The following is a 13,851-nucleotide window of genomic DNA, read 5'->3' as shown; positions in this document are numbered from 1 at the left end:
ACGATCCCGCACGCGGCCCCACGTAATTCGCCGGACCATAAAAAACGGTCTTCACGTATCGAACGTGAAGACCGTTTTTTCTTTTTTCGCCGCAATCAGGCTTTCAGCATTTCTTCGATCTGGTGAAGGATCGCATCGCGTCGATCTTTCGAGAGTCCCTTGAGACGCAACTCGAGTCGATCGTCGCCGTACGACTTCAGATCGCCGACCGCCATGCCGTCGAGCTTGATCTCGAGCCGCTGCGCGTAGCGCTGACGGCCGGCCGGCTTCGGGCTTTCCTGCGGTGCGGCCCGACCCTTGACGATGTCCGCCACCTGACGGGTGCTCAGGTCGTCGGCGAGAATCCGGTTGATCAGACGCAGCGTGGCGTCGGTGCCGCGTGCGCCGTGATAGCGGCCCACCTGATAGGCCATGTTCGAGCCGAAGCGATCGGGGCGCGCCACCATCTCGTGCATGACCAATTCGGGCAGCTTGCCGATGGACAACGCGACCGCCACGGTCGATTCGTCGAGGCCGAGATGGTCCGCGAGTTCGCGCTGGCTCTGGAAATGCTTGTCGTCGATAAAGCGCTTCCAGACGACCGCATTGTCGAACACCGTCTGCGAGTCACGCTGGACGTTTAGATCGTAGCCGAGCTTGTAGCTCTCCAGACCGATCGGCAAGTCGACGACGATGGCCTTGACGACTTCCTTGTTGGCTTCCTTGAGCGCGCGCACGCGACGCCCACCATCGCTCACGTAGTAGCTGCCCGGCGCGGCGTAGTCGGGGATCACATGGATCGCCTGCTGCTGGCCTTGCTTCGCGAGATTGACCGCCAGTTCGGCAATCGACGTCTTCAGATAGAAGTGACGCGGATTGAACGGGCTGGCCTTGATGGCCTTGAGCGGCAGTTCGATGATCTGGCCGGGGCGATAGCCCTGCTCCAGACGCCACGCGCGATACTCCGCAGACTCGTTTTCAACCGACGCGATTGCTTCGTCGGCGGGAACGGCGATCGGCTCCGGCTGGCTCGAACGGCCGGTCGTCTCGCGGGCTTTGGGCTTGTCCTGGACGAGGCCATCGATGGCGTTGAGTCGGTCGAGCGCCGTGCGCTTCTCGCTGCTCGTGGTGTCAGGGCGAGCCTGAAAACCTTTGGCAAATTGTGAGGGCTTCATTCAGGGTCCTTTATGCGCATAAAGTCAGGGGAGCATCTCTGCGATTTCGTCGGCGCAGGCACGCACCTCCATCGCAGCGAGCCGCGCACCGCGGTCGCTCATTTGCAGCACCGTCTGGCCGAGAGCCATGGCCTGCTTATACGCCTCGCGGGTCGGAATTTGGGTTTTGAGCAAGGGGAAGCCCAGTTCTTCCAGCGCACGCTTCAACTCGCGCGTGAGCATGCGCTTCTCTTCGGTCTTGTTCAGCAGGAAGACGGCCTTGAGGTCCTCGTTCATCACTTGAGCCTGCTGGATCAGTTTGACGAGGCCGACGCTCGACCAGTAATCCGCGGGTGACGACGACGTAGGAATGACGGCGACAGTCGCGGCAAGCAGGACGACGCCCGAGACTTTTTCGGTGATCGACGGCGGGCAGTCGACCACGATGATGTCGTAGTCACCGATGAACTTCTTGATCTCGCGATGGATCTGGCCACCGGCTTCGGAGAGGTTGACCACCGGGAACGGAATGCCTGCGTCGCCATCGGACGAAGCGCTGGCCCAGTGAACGAGCGTGTTTTGGCCGTCGGCATCGACCACGAGCACGCGCTTACCTCTTTCGTGGAATGCTGCGCCGAGATGCATCGCGATCGTGCTCTTGCCGACCCCGCCCTTTTGCTGCGTGACTGCGATTATCTCTGCTGCCAATTGGTTTTCTCCTTTTGCTAATCGTTTTGGATTTTACCTGGATTGAGTTGTGATTCAATGATTGAGTTTGTTATTTTCGATCTTCAGTGTGAACGTTAGCCATTCGGCCAAGGTTTATGCGCATAAAGTCGGGGCGTGGGTGGTATTGCCGGAGCCGTGACGACCACGATCGCTCGCGACAGATGACAGACCCGGCCGATGTCGATGCGGCGATAGATGAATGGCGGCCCGAATTGAAGTTGTCGACGCGGCAGAAAAGATCACGGCTGAAATGCGAGAGGGAATCGGTGCCCGCCTGTGAGCCGCGTGTGAGCGCTCAGCGTTAGAGCAACGAGGTGAATGCGCGCGCACCAATCGCCTTGGTCATGGGAACCGAGTCGGCATCTTTATGCGCATAAAGCTCTCATGCGCATAAGCCTTCCCCCAAACGCACAACATCCGCCCGTGATCACCCTCACGGCTTTATGCGCATAAACCTCGCGAGTCCACGCGCCACGCCATCGTGGGTTTGCGGTCCTGTCCTGCCCTCTTCGCCATTGCCCGTTAAAATCAGCGCGACCGTACGCCGCAGGGCAAAGACCATTACAGTGACGCGACCAGCGTAAGCGCAACTGCCGCCAACATCGGCGCGATGCCTGGTCCCAGTCCACGACCGACCACCCGTCGCTTCAAGCCACCTTGCGCGCGATAGCAGCAATCGCAACCACTACGGTCAGCCACTCACCTCTCACGACAGCAACCGAACAGATGATCACGATCTACCACAACCCGCGATGCTCGAAGTCTCGCGCCACCTGCGAGCTGGTCTCCAGCACCTACAACACGGGCGACGAGCCCGTTGAAGTGATCGAGTATTTGAAGACGCCGCCGACGGTCGAGCAACTCAAAGCCCTGCATGCGATCCTGGGCGGTGCGCTGCGCGACATGATGCGTACCGGCGAAACCGAATACACGGAACTGGGCCTCGACGCCGCCACAGTCACGGATGCTCAGCTCTACGAAGCAATCGCGAGCCACCCGATTCTGCTTCAGCGTCCGATCGTCGTCCGCGATGGCCGGGCGGTGATTGGCCGTCCGCCGGAAAACGTCGCGGCGCTGTTTGCCTGACGCGCAGCGCGCGCCACGCGGATCACCCGCGAGACCGGAAGCCGGCACGGATCATCCAGCACGCCCGATCCGGGCCGATTCGCGTCGATGACGTTTGAAAACATAATGCGCGCGCAGGTGAGCCCTACCCCGCTCGCTTGATCGCCCGATCGACCCCAGCGCGCACATAAAGAACGCAACCAATCCGGCGCTCACCCGCCAACCGACAACAACGAGACTTCAGTGGAATCACTTGCAACTCTCCCGCCGTGGTCGTTCCACGACACACGGCTCATCCTTTCCTGCCTGCTGGGCCTCGCGCTGATCATCATCCTGATCAGCGTGCTCAAGCTCGCGCCGTTTCTTTCGATCCTCGTCGGCACCTTTGCGGCCGGCTTCGCCGCGGGCGTGCCGCTCGAAGGCGTCGCTAGCGCGTTCAGCAAGGGCGCGGGCGCGCTGCTCGGCGACGTCGGCATCATCATCGCGCTCGGTGCGATGCTCGGTGCGCTGATGGCCGAGTCCGGCGCGGCCGACCGGCTCGTGACCACCCTGCTCGATCACTCCACGCCGCGCACGCTGCCGTGGATGATGGCGCTCGTCGCCGTGATCATCGGCTTGCCGCTGTTCTTCGAAGTGGGCCTCGTGATGATGGTGCCGATCATCTTCGTGATGGCGCGACGCTCGAAGCAGCCGATTCTGCGCATCGCGATTCCCGCGCTCGCCGGCATGACCACGCTGCACGCGCTGCTGCCGCCGCATCCGGGTCCGCTGATCGCTGTGAGCGCGCTGCATGCCGATCTCGGCATCACGCTCGGTTTCGGCGTGCTCGTCGCTGTGCCGGCGGTGATCCTCGCGGGTCCGCTCTACGGTTCGTGGCTGTCGCGTCGCATGCACGTCGACGAGCCCGAGGATCTCGGCAAGCTGTTCACGAGCCACGACACGCAACTGGCCGCGCCCGGGTTCGCCGTTTCGCTGCTGACCATTCTGCTGCCCGCCGTGCTGATGCTCTGCCGCACGATCGCGAAGCTCGCGCTCACGCCGGACACGCTCGCGTTCACGATTCTCAATTTCCTCGGTGAGCCGCTGATCGCGCTGGGACTCACTGTACTGTTCGCGATCGTCGTGCTCGGCTGGTCGCGCGGCATGGCGCGCGAGCGCGTCGGCAACATCCTGCGCAAGAGCTTGCCGCCGATCGCGGGTCTGCTGCTGACCATCGGCGCGGGCGGCGGGCTCAAGCAGACGCTCGTGCTCGCAGGCATCAGCACGACCATCAGCAAGATCGCCGTCGGTGCGCATCTGCCGCTGTTGCTGCTCGCCTGGCTGATCGCCGTCGCGCTGCGCCAGGCCACGGGCTCGGCCACCGTCGCGACGACCGCGACGGCCGGCATCGTCGCGCCCGTCGTCACCGGTTTGAGCGCCACGCACAACTCGCTGATGGCGCTCGCGATCGGCGCGGGCTCGGTGTTCTTCTGCCACGTCAACGACGCGGGCTTCTGGATGGTGCGCGAGTACTTCGGCCTGAAGCTCAAGCAGACCGTGTTCGTCTGGTCGATCCTGCAAACCATCGTGTCGGTCGTCGGTCTCGTGCTGACGCTGGTGCTGTGGAGCCTGCTGAACTGAGGCCGATGAATGGTCGGATAACGTTGTCGGCGCGATTCCGACCGAGGCCCGGCCCCATGGGGCCTCGTGCGGAGTTGTCCACAAGGTTGTGCCCAAAATCTGTGGATAAACTCGCGCTACCCCCGTTTATCCACAGGCACGCCTAGCCCTGCCCTGCTGACGGACGTGCGGCATACGCGCGACGACGCGCGCGCCTATGATGTCGTTTCGTTCCACCGCGCATCGCGCGCTTTCGAGGAGAGGGAAATGGCTTATCAAGTTGCGGTCGTGGTCGGCAGTCTGCGCAAGGAATCCTTCAATCGGCAACTCGCGCACGCGGTCGCATCGCTGGCGCCGGCCGACTTCTCGTTCGAGTTTCTCGACATCGGCGTGCTGCCGCTCTACAGCCAGGACTACGACGCCGATTTCCCCGAGGTCGCGCGTCAGTTCAAGCAGAAGATCGAGGCCGCCGATGCGCTGCTGTTCGTCACGCCCGAATACAACCGCTCGATTCCCGGCGTGCTGAAGAACGCGATCGACTGGGGTTCGCGGCCGTGGGGCAAAAATTCGTGGACCGGCAAGCCGGGCGCGGTGCTCGGCACCTCGCCGGGCGCGGTCGGGACGGCGCTGTCGCAGGCGCATCTGCGCAACGTGCTCGCCTATCTCGACGTGGTGACGCTCGGTCAGCCCGAGATGTTCATCAAACACGATGCCAGCAGGATCAACGAGAAAGGCGAGATTGTGAACGACGATACGCGCAAATTCCTGCAAACCTTCGTCGATCGCTACGTCGATTGGGTCAAGCGTCAAGTGGGCCGCTGAAGCGGGCTGCCGACGAGCGTCGGTGCGATGGGATGGTGCGACGTGATGGCATAAAAAAAGCGCGGCTCAGGCCGCGCTTTTTTCGTTTAATGCAGCGTGGGCCGCGAGCCGGTCACGGGGCGATCCGGCGCATCGGAGGCGCGGTGATCGTGCGAATCCTCCTCGTACTCGATGAATTCGTCGGGGATGCGCTGCGCGCCGCTGGCCGTCTGGGTGGCTTGCGGCGCGGCCGGGACGTCCACGTGCGCGGCGTGTGACGGCGCCTGTGTGCCCATCACGGCCCCGGCGCCCGGCGCGCTCGCCGCCGTGAGGACGGTGGCTTCGGCCTCGCTCGCGGGACGCGCGGGATCGGCGACGCCAGGCTGCGCCGCGGCGGACGCAGTTTGATCCGCCGTGCCTTCCGGCGCGACGCGGCGGCGCATCGCTTCGGCGAGCTTGGCGATGCCCAGTTCCTCCAGCGCCGAATGCTCGCGTGCGACGGGATCGGTGTCGGCGGCCGCCGACCACGCCCAAGTGCCGCCGCGAATCGCGACTTCCAGCGCGTGCTCATCGCGCAGCGTCTCGCGGGCGAGATCGGCGCGCGCCTCGTCGCTCACGCGCACGCCGATCAGCACGTTGCCGCCCGGCGCACTTGCGGCGTCAGCGGCACCCGGCGCGTGCGGCGCGGGTTCGGGCACCGCGCCCGCGTTCGCGCGCACGTCGCCGGTCGTCGAAAAGAAACTCGACACCAGCCGCTCGATGCCGGCCAGCACGCCGGCTTCGTGCACCGGCAATTCGATGTCGTTCAGCGCAAAGCCGCGCTGCAACAGCGCGTCCTGCGCATGCCGCGCTGCATCCCAGGTCTCGAAGAGACCCGTCACGGTCTGTTTCATGGCTCACTCCTCGCCCATCGGGCAATGGTGGCAAAAGCGGGTGGCAAAAAGCAGTGGCGAAAGCGTATGACAAAGGCTGAAATCGCGACGCAGGCGCGTTCGCTGCGCTCATAAAACTCGCGAGAAAGCAGCGAAAAAACGCAGCCGGAAACCCGCAAACGCGCCCGCCGACGCCCGGTTCAGCATGCAGCAATCCGCGTGCCGCGCGTGTGAATTTCCGGCCTGAATTTTCGACCTAGAGCGTTGCGTCCCGTTCCCGGCGCGTGTTCGTCTGCAGGTCGCGCTGGATCGCTTCGAGTAGTTTCTCCAGCAAGGCGATGTCGAACGGTTTCGACAGCACGCGCACGTCCACGTGACGCGCGCGATCCAGCTCCTCGGCGTAACCGGTGACGAGAATCACGGGCAGCGCCGGCTCGCAGTTCTGCAACGCCTCGGCCAGATCGATGCCGTTCATCTCGCCGGGCATGTGGATGTCCGAGAGCACGAGATCGAAATGCGCGAAGGGCATCGCGTCGTCGCCGCTGGACGTGTCGAGGTGGCCGGCCTTGACGAGCGTGAGCGCGCTCGCCGCGTCGTTCGCGCAGGTGACGTGGTGTCCCATCATCTGCAGCAGCGCTTCGGTGCCCGCCGCGACTTCGTCGTTGTCCTCGACCAGCAGCACGCGCAGACCGTTGGGCGGCGCGACGCTGTCCTCGCGCGGCGCCGGTTCGTGCGCGACGGCGGGCGCGGCCGCGGCGCGCGGTAAATACAGATGCACCGAGGTGCCCGCGCCGATCGCGCTGTCGATCGCGGCGAGCCCGCCCGAGCGCTCGCAGAACGCGAACACCTGCGGCAGCCCGAGCCCCGTGCCCATGCCCTTCGGCTTGGTCGTGTAGAGCGGTTCGAACGCGCGCGCGAGCACGTCGGGCGACATGCCGACGCCCGAATCCTCCAGCGAGACGTGCACGAACTCGCCGTCGAGCGGAAAGCCTTCGCCGGGCCGGAACGCGATATTGCGCGCGCGCACCGTGAAGCGGCCGCCGTTGGGCATGGCGTCGCGCGCGTTCACGGCGAGATTGATCAGCGCGAGTTCGAATTCGGCGACGTCGACGTTCACGGGCCACACGCTTTCATCGACTTCGACGACGAGCGAGACCTTCGCGCCCAGCGACGCGCGCAGCAGTTCGCGGCACGCGGGCAGCCAGCGTCCGGCGTGAATCGTCTCGTTGCGCAGCGGCTGCTTGCGCGCCACGCCGAGCAACTGGCGCGTGAGCGACTGGCCGCTCTTGAGCGCGCGCTCGATCGCCGAGAGTTCGCGCTCGAACGCCGCCGCGCCGCGCCGCCGCGCGATCTGCACGTTGGCGGAGACGATCATCAGCAGATTGTTGAAGTCGTGCGCGACGCTGCCGACCAGATTGCCGAGCGCTTCCATCTTGCGCGACTGGCGGTAGGCCGATTCGATCGAGCGTCGCATCGACGCTTCGGCCTGCCAGCGCTCCCACGCTTCCTCCTCGGCGGCGAGGCGGCGCAGCGAGAGCCAGATCACGCACCAGAGCGCGATCGACGGCGTGAACATCGAGATGATCAGCACGCTCAGGTGCCGGTACCACGCGGACCAGATCGCCGAGGCGCGGTACGCGCAGGTCACATAAACCGGATACGCGCCGACGCGGCGGTACGCGAGGATCACCTTGTCGTCGAGCAGTTGCGAGCGCATGTGCACGACGCCCGCGTCCTTGCCGCCCGCGAGCGCCGAGGCGAACGGCGAGCCCGGCGTGATGCCGGGCTGGCTGGCGGCATTCGAGGCGCCCGACGCGCTCGAAGTATCCGACGCGCTTGATGCGCCTGATGCGCCCGTGACGTTCCTGGCGCCGCGCGGCGGCGGCTCGAACGCGAGGATCGCGCCGTCGCTGCGCACGAGGCCGAGCGCCATCGGCGAGTCGGCGCCCAGCAGCTCGCGGTAGAAGGTGCCGAAGTAGGCGGGCCGCAGCGCGACCGAGACGAGGCCGGCGAACTGGCCTTGCGCGTCGTGGCGCGCGATGCCGGTGTTGAACACGGTTTCGCCGCTCACCTGGCCTTGCATCACGCGCGAGACGTGATCGATCATGCGGCCCGCGCGGATGCCCACGAAGTCGTCGCGCGTGAGGATCGAGACGGGCGGCGGCGGCGAGTAGCGGCTGCTCGCGAGCAGATCGCCGTCGCGGCCGAAGATGGAGACGGCGGCCACCTGCGGATAACCGCCGCCGATCGCGTCGAGTTTTTCGTGGATCTGCGTTTCGTTCTGGCGGATGCCGTCGTCGTCGAGCTCCTGCACGCCGTCCACGATGCGCGCGTCGAGCGCGTCGTTCATGTCGAACACCTTGAGCGCGTGCTCCTCGGCCACGCGCACGGTGCGCAGCGTGACGTCGGTGGCGTCGGATTCGCGCGTGCGCAGGTCGTTCCACGCCATCGTCGCGACATAGACGCAAGGCAGGACGATCGCCGCCGCGAGCAACGCGATCAGCGTGCGGCGGCGGACGGTGAAGTCGTGGCTGGGCGCGGCCGGAAACGGCGCTTCATCGGTGCGTGACGGAGCGGGCGAGCGATCGTCTGGCCCGGCGGGCCGGTCGGGAATCATCGTACGAATAGGGGGTGGAAAGCTGCGGCGGACCTTCTGACATCATAAACGACCGTAGCGTTCCAACCGGGCCGCAGGCGTGCCTGTTTGCGGGGCCGATTGAGCGTCTGATCGCGCCCCGTTTGCGCATCGATCTTGTCTTGATTGCGCCCCTATTTACCCCTGCTTGCGCTCCCTTTTGCGTGCCCTTTTGCGCTCCCTTTTGCCCTCCCGATCGCCGCCTGCTGCGGCCGTTTGCAGCCGCTAGCGCGGCGCGCCGCGGCGGAAAAAGTTAAATTCGCCCGCCCCAGGACGAAACGTCGCAAAAAAGAAGGAATTTTTCGGACAGACAGGCGATTGCGCGAAAATCCGCGTAGCGCAAACGTACACAAAAGGATAATTGTCGGCGCGGATTCATTCGTTTGATTATTTATTTTCCGAAAAGGCCGAAAAGAAAGTCAAATTTGTTCGCCTAATGATTATCGACGAGTTGCATTTCATTTCATTTGCTTCGAGAATTCGGGGCACGATAAATACGTATGAAAAATGCCGGTGCAAGCTGCGCCCTTTTTTGTCGCGCATTTGTCGCGCATTTGCCGTATTCATTTTGTAAGTCGGTCCGTCCGCTCAGGCAGCGGGGCGGGAGCAGCGGCGGATTTCGGGGCGCCGCTCACCGGACCCGACAGATTGGCCGGATTGACCCGATCGGCCTCGCCCGCCGCGCTTGCCGCCCTTTGTCATATGCGGTAATTCACGCCTCGCGCTTAAAATACGCGTCCGCCCTAAAGAAAGTGCGCACGCGGCCGTTAATACGTCTTAACGCATTCCGTCCAACGCACATTCACTCAGCATATCCATGTCCTTGCCCATCGTGATCGCCGACGATTCGCTGTTAGCCCGCAAGGTGCTCACGAAGGCGCTTCCCGAGGACTGGGACGTCGACATCTCGTACGCGTCGAACGGACATGAAGCGCTGGCGCTTTACCGCGCCGGGCGTGCACCGGTCATGTTTCTCGATCTGACGATGCCCGGCATGACGGGCTTTCAGGTTCTCGAAGCCATGCAGCACGAGGACCTGAACACGTTCGTCATCGTCGTATCCGCCGACGTCCAGCCGCGCGCCCAGGAGCGCGCGCTCGCCTTGGGCGCCATGGCGTTCGTGCCGAAGCCGGTCACCCAGGAGGCGCTGCTACCCATCCTGAAGGAGTACGGGTTGTATGCCTGATCGAGTGTTCACGGAACTGCAGCGCGACGCGCTTCAGGAGATCGCCAATCTGGGAATGGGCCAGGCCGCCACGCGTTTGTCGGGGCTCCTGAATGCCTTCATCGAGCTGTCGGTGCCGCGCGTGCGCGTGGTCGCCGTCAGCGAGGCGGCCGACGCGCTGCGCGAGATGACCGGCATCGACGGTCCGGTGACGGCCGTGCGCCAGGGTTTCCGTTCGGAGATCAAGGGCGAGGCGCTGGTGATTTGCCGCAGCGGCGAAATCGCGGAACTCGGCGCGCTGATCGGCGGCCCGTTCGCGGAATCGACCTGGGACGCGCTCACCGAGCAGGAACTGATCTTCGACGTGGCGAACGTGCTGACCGGCGCGTGTGTCTCGTCGATGCTCGACCAGCTCGGGCGCCTGCCGGTGTTTTCGCAGCCGGGCCTGCTCGGCGACGCCGTCACGCTCGACGAAGTGTTCCAGCCCGGCCTGCTCGCCTGGGATCTCGCGCTGCTCGTCGAAGTCAATTTCGCGCTGGAAGACCAGCGTTTTCGCGCGCATCTCGTCATGCTGATGGCCGAAGAATCGATCCATCACGTGAGCCGGGCCATCGACGCGCTGTTGCACAGCCTATGACTACCCCTGAATTGCCGTTGTCGTCGCCCTCGCTGTCCGACCTCGTGGTCGAACGCGTGGGCTTCGGCCTGTTCGTGCTCGACCGCGACATGAACGTGCTGATGTGGAACCGCTTCATGCAGGACCACAGCGGCGTGTCCGCCGAGGACGTGATCGGCCGCCCGATTTTCGAGCGCTTCCCCGACCTGCCGCGCGCGTGGCTCGCGCGCAAGGTCGAAAGCGTGTTCCAGCTCGGCAGCTTCGCGTTCAGCTCGTGGGAGCAGCGGCCCTATCTGTTCCGCTTCGATCACGACCGGCCCATCACGGGCGGCGTGGACTACATGCAGCAGGACTGCACCTTCATGCCGCTGATGCGCGAGCGCGAGGTGATCGCCGTGTGCGTCACGGTGTCCGATGTCACGCACGTGAGCGTGATGCAGCGCGAGCGCGAGGACGCCGTGGCCAAGCTGCGCGAATACGCCGACCGCGACGGCCTCACGGGCATCGCGAACCGGCGCTTCTTCGAGTCGCGCCTGATCGAGGAATTCTCGCGCTGGCAGCGTTACGGCGGCGATCTGTCGGTGCTGCTGTTCGATCTCGACCACTTCAAGAAGATCAACGACGAATTCGGCCACGTCGCCGGCGACACGGTGCTGCGCTCGATGGCGCAGCGCGTGGCCGACGTGGTGCGCAAGCAGGACGTGTTCGGCCGTTTCGGCGGCGAGGAATTCGCGCTGCTGCTGCCGTGCACGCCGCTCGACGACGCGCTGCATGTGGCCGAGAAGATCCGCCACACGATCGGCGACACGCCCGTGGACGTGCAGGGCGTGGTCGTGCCGGTCACGGCGAGCGTCGGCGCCGCGGCGGCGCGGCCTGGCTCGATCGACTACGAAGTCATGATCAACGAGGCCGACGCCGCGCTCTACAGCGCCAAGCGCCAGGGCCGCAACCGCTCGGTGGTGCTGCTGCACGAGCTGTCTTAGCTCCTCGCGGCGGACCGCGCCTTCTGGGGCGATTTCGTCGAATATGGCGGACGATGGCATGATTTGACGCAGCGTTGTCCGCTATAGCCTGACGATGATGCGCCGGTAGCTCGCCGATTGATCACCGATTGATCAACGAGTGATCGGCGGAAAGCCGGCGCCGCCGCCAACGTTTGCCCCCGCGCGCCGGCGCGTTTTCATTTGTCCCTGATTGCGGCGCGGTTCCCGACTGCGGCTGCCCGCAAAGGTTGATATACTTTGGCCCGTTTCCGGCCTCGGACCCTGAACGGCGTTCGAGAGAGCCGGTGCCTCGCGCGTGTCCGCGCGCGCGGGCGACCCGCTCCATGCGGGCCCGAATATCTGAAACGCCCCGTCGAGGGCGACCCCAGCGGAGATCGTCTTGGCTGTTTCCAACCTCGTCGTGGACGATACACATCAAACCGACGCCGCCGCCGCATCGTCGGGCAGCTCGTTTTATCTGGCGATGCGCATTCTGCCTGCCGCGCAGCGCGACGCCATGTATCAGGTCTACGCCTTTTGCCGCGCTGTCGACGACATCGCGGACAGCGACCTGCCGCGCGCCGAGCGTGCGGCGGGGCTCGACCAATGGCGCGCCGACATCGACGCGTGCTACGCCGGCACGCCGCGCGCCTCGCTGGCCGCGCTCACGCGCCATATCCACACGTTCGGGCTGCAGCGCGAGGACTTCCACGCGATGATCGACGGCATGGCCATGGACGCCGCCGAAGACATCTGCGCCCCCGACGAAGACACGCTCGACCTCTATTGCGACCGCGTCGCGAGTGCGGCGGGCCGTCTGTCGGTGAGAATTTTCGGGATGGAAGAGGAGCCGGGCCGGCTGCTCTCGCATCACCTCGGCCGCGCGCTGCAGTTGACCAACATCCTGCGCGACATCGACGAGGACGCGGGCATCAACCGCTGCTATCTGCCGCGCGAACTGCTCGCGCGCGAAGGCATCGCGGCCACGGCTCCGCACCCGATCGCCGCCGATCCCCGCCTGCCGCGCGTGTGCGCGACGCTCGTGGAACGCGCGCTCGGCCATTTCGCCGCCGCCGACGCGATCATGGACCGCACGCCGCGCGTCCAGGTCAAGGCGCCGCGCATCATGTCGGGCGTCTATCGCGTACTGCTCGAACGCACCGTGGAGCGCGGCTTCGACCTGCCGCGCACCAAGGTCGCCAAACCGCGCGCGCGGCTCATGTGGATCGTGGCGCGCTACGCGCTGTTCTGATGCCTCGGCTCGTCCACGTGATCGGCGCGGGGCTTGCGGGCCTCGCGACGGCCGTGCGGCTGCAGCGCCGGGGCGTGCAGGTCGCCCTGCACGAAGCGGGCGCCCAGGCAGGTGGACGATGCCGTTCGTACTATGACCGCACGCTGGCGGCCACGCTCGACAGCGGCAACCATCTGGTGCTGGCCAATCACACGCACACGCTCGACTACGTGCGCGCGATCGGCGCCGCCGACGAACTGACGGGACCGGCCGAACCGGGCTTCGCGTTCATGGACCTCGCGGCGCGCTCGCGCTGGAGCGTGCGTTTCTCGCGCTCGCGCGTGCCGTTCTGGATCGGCGACGCCCAGGCGCGCGTGCCAGGCACCCGCGTGTCGGACTATCTCGCGCTGCTGCCGCTGCTGTTCGCCAAACCGGGCCGCACGGTCGCGCAGACCATGCGCAGCGACGGCCTGCTCTGGGAGCGCCTGGTGCGCCCGCTGCTGCTCGCGGGGCTCAACGTCGAGCCGCGCGACGCGAGCGCGGAACTCGCCGCGGCGATGCTGCGCGAGGCGCTGGCGGCGGGCGGCGAGACGCTGCGACCGCTGGTGGCGCGCAACGGCTTGTCGAGCGCGTTCGTCGATCCGGCGCTGCGCATGCTCCAGCATGGCGGCGCGGCGATCCGGCTCGAATCGCCGCTGAAGGCAATTGCCTACGACGACGCGGCGCGCCGCGCCGTCGCGCTCGATTTCGACAGCGGCCGCGTGCTGCTGGGCACGGACGAAGCCGTGGTGCTGGCGGTGCCGCCCGACGCGGCCGCCGCGCTGGTGCCCGCGTTGCAGACGCCGCAGCGGTTCACGTCGATCATCGACGTGCATTTCGCCGCCGAAGCGCCGCCAGGCCTCGCCACGCCGATGGCGCTCGTCAACGGCACGGCCGACTGGCTGTTCGCCGGCGCGGGCCGCCTCTCGGCGACGATCCACGACGCCGGCTCGCTGGCCCTGCTCGCGCCCGACGTGATCGCG

The 13,851-nt window shown here is 65.7% G+C and carries 12 protein-coding genes; 8 read left to right on the top strand and 4 right to left on the bottom strand.

Annotated elements, in window-relative coordinates:
• Positions 1-95: 95 nt before the first annotated feature.
• Together LDO54_RS24315 and parA are read right to left on the bottom strand one after the other, a co-directional pair.
• Complete coding sequence (locus LDO54_RS24315) at positions 96-1,154, bottom strand: ParB/RepB/Spo0J family partition protein (protein ID WP_224013221.1); 1,059 nt, start codon at positions 1,152-1,154, stop codon at positions 96-98.
• A 24-nt stretch (positions 1,155-1,178) separates the two neighbouring features.
• A complete protein-coding gene (parA, locus tag LDO54_RS24310; protein WP_224013220.1) occupies positions 1,179-1,841 on the bottom strand; it encodes a ParA family partition ATPase in 663 nt (220 codons plus the stop codon).
• A gap of 747 nt (positions 1,842-2,588) precedes the next feature.
• Between parA and arsC the strand changes: the two genes are divergently transcribed.
• From arsC to LDO54_RS24295, 3 genes are all read left to right on the top strand, one after another.
• A complete protein-coding gene (gene arsC / locus LDO54_RS24305; RefSeq protein ID WP_224013219.1) occupies positions 2,589-2,948 on the top strand; it encodes an arsenate reductase (glutaredoxin) in 360 nt (119 codons plus the stop codon).
• A 222-nt stretch (positions 2,949-3,170) separates the two neighbouring features.
• Positions 3,171-4,547 carry a GntT/GntP/DsdX family permease gene (locus tag LDO54_RS24300; RefSeq protein WP_224013218.1) on the top strand — a complete coding sequence of 459 codons (1,377 nt, stop codon included), beginning with the start codon at positions 3,171-3,173 and terminating at the stop codon, positions 4,545-4,547.
• 246 nt (positions 4,548-4,793) lie between these two features.
• Positions 4,794-5,348: an NADPH-dependent FMN reductase gene (locus LDO54_RS24295; RefSeq protein ID WP_224013217.1), complete on the top strand. Its 555-nt coding sequence runs from the start codon at positions 4,794-4,796 to the stop codon at positions 5,346-5,348.
• Between the two features lie 86 nt (positions 5,349-5,434).
• On the opposite strand, the gene LDO54_RS24290 is transcribed toward LDO54_RS24295, so the two are convergent.
• Positions 5,435-6,220, bottom strand: a complete 786-nt coding sequence (locus LDO54_RS24290; protein WP_224013216.1) for a hypothetical protein — start codon at positions 6,218-6,220, stop codon at positions 5,435-5,437.
• Positions 6,221-6,455: 235 nt separating this feature from the next.
• Positions 6,456-8,816, bottom strand: a complete 2,361-nt coding sequence (locus tag LDO54_RS24285; RefSeq protein ID WP_224013215.1) for a hybrid sensor histidine kinase/response regulator — start codon at positions 8,814-8,816, stop codon at positions 6,456-6,458.
• Between the two features lie 835 nt (positions 8,817-9,651).
• Here LDO54_RS24285 and LDO54_RS24280 point away from each other — a divergent pair.
• The 5 genes from LDO54_RS24280 to LDO54_RS24260 all read left to right on the top strand — a co-directional run.
• On the top strand, positions 9,652-10,020 hold the full coding sequence (locus LDO54_RS24280) for a response regulator (RefSeq protein ID WP_065061652.1): 369 nt from the start codon (positions 9,652-9,654) through the stop codon (positions 10,018-10,020).
• The gene (locus LDO54_RS24275) at positions 10,013-10,636 is read left to right on the top strand and encodes a chemotaxis protein CheC (RefSeq protein ID WP_065061651.1); all 624 of its coding nucleotides are present in this window, start codon (positions 10,013-10,015) and stop codon (positions 10,634-10,636) included. The genes LDO54_RS24280 and LDO54_RS24275 overlap by 8 nt, the downstream gene beginning before the upstream one ends.
• Complete coding sequence (locus LDO54_RS24270) at positions 10,633-11,598, top strand: sensor domain-containing diguanylate cyclase (protein ID WP_405045081.1); 966 nt, start codon at positions 10,633-10,635, stop codon at positions 11,596-11,598. Before LDO54_RS24275 ends, LDO54_RS24270 begins: the two co-directional genes overlap by 4 nt.
• A 400-nt stretch (positions 11,599-11,998) precedes the next feature.
• Complete coding sequence (gene hpnD / locus LDO54_RS24265; protein WP_224013214.1) at positions 11,999-12,850, top strand: presqualene diphosphate synthase HpnD; 852 nt, start codon at positions 11,999-12,001, stop codon at positions 12,848-12,850.
• Positions 12,850-13,851, top strand: a 1,002-nt coding sequence (locus LDO54_RS24260; protein WP_436975668.1) for a hydroxysqualene dehydroxylase, incomplete at its 3' end; no start/stop codon positions are given. The genes hpnD and LDO54_RS24260, both read left to right, overlap by 1 nt.

The sequence above is a fragment of the Paraburkholderia tropica genome, assembly GCF_914484835.1.
In the GTDB taxonomy this organism is placed as follows: Bacteria; Pseudomonadota; Gammaproteobacteria; order Burkholderiales; family Burkholderiaceae; genus Paraburkholderia; species Paraburkholderia tropica_A.
The sequence above is the reverse complement of the archived record's forward strand: the minus strand, read 5'-3'. Positions and strand labels throughout refer to the sequence as shown.

Bases quoted from the DNA above. Each gene is read 5' to 3' on its own strand.
- LDO54_RS24315 (WP_224013221.1), bottom strand. From the start codon at position 1,154: ATGAAGCCCTCACAATTTGCCAAAGGTTTTCAGGCTCGCCCTGACACC.
- arsC (WP_224013219.1), top strand. From the start codon at position 2,589: ATGATCACGATCTACCACAACCCGCGATGCTCGAAGTCTCGCGCCACC.
- LDO54_RS24295 (WP_224013217.1), top strand. From the start codon at position 4,794: ATGGCTTATCAAGTTGCGGTCGTGGTCGGCAGTCTGCGCAAGGAATCC.
- LDO54_RS24290 (WP_224013216.1), bottom strand. From the start codon at position 6,220: ATGAAACAGACCGTGACGGGTCTCTTCGAGACCTGGGATGCAGCGCGG.
- LDO54_RS24285 (WP_224013215.1), bottom strand. From the start codon at position 8,816: ATGATTCCCGACCGGCCCGCCGGGCCAGACGATCGCTCGCCCGCTCCG.
- LDO54_RS24280 (WP_065061652.1), top strand. From the start codon at position 9,652: ATGTCCTTGCCCATCGTGATCGCCGACGATTCGCTGTTAGCCCGCAAG.
- LDO54_RS24275 (WP_065061651.1), top strand. From the start codon at position 10,013: ATGCCTGATCGAGTGTTCACGGAACTGCAGCGCGACGCGCTTCAGGAG.
- LDO54_RS24270 (WP_405045081.1), top strand. From the start codon at position 10,633: ATGACTACCCCTGAATTGCCGTTGTCGTCGCCCTCGCTGTCCGACCTC.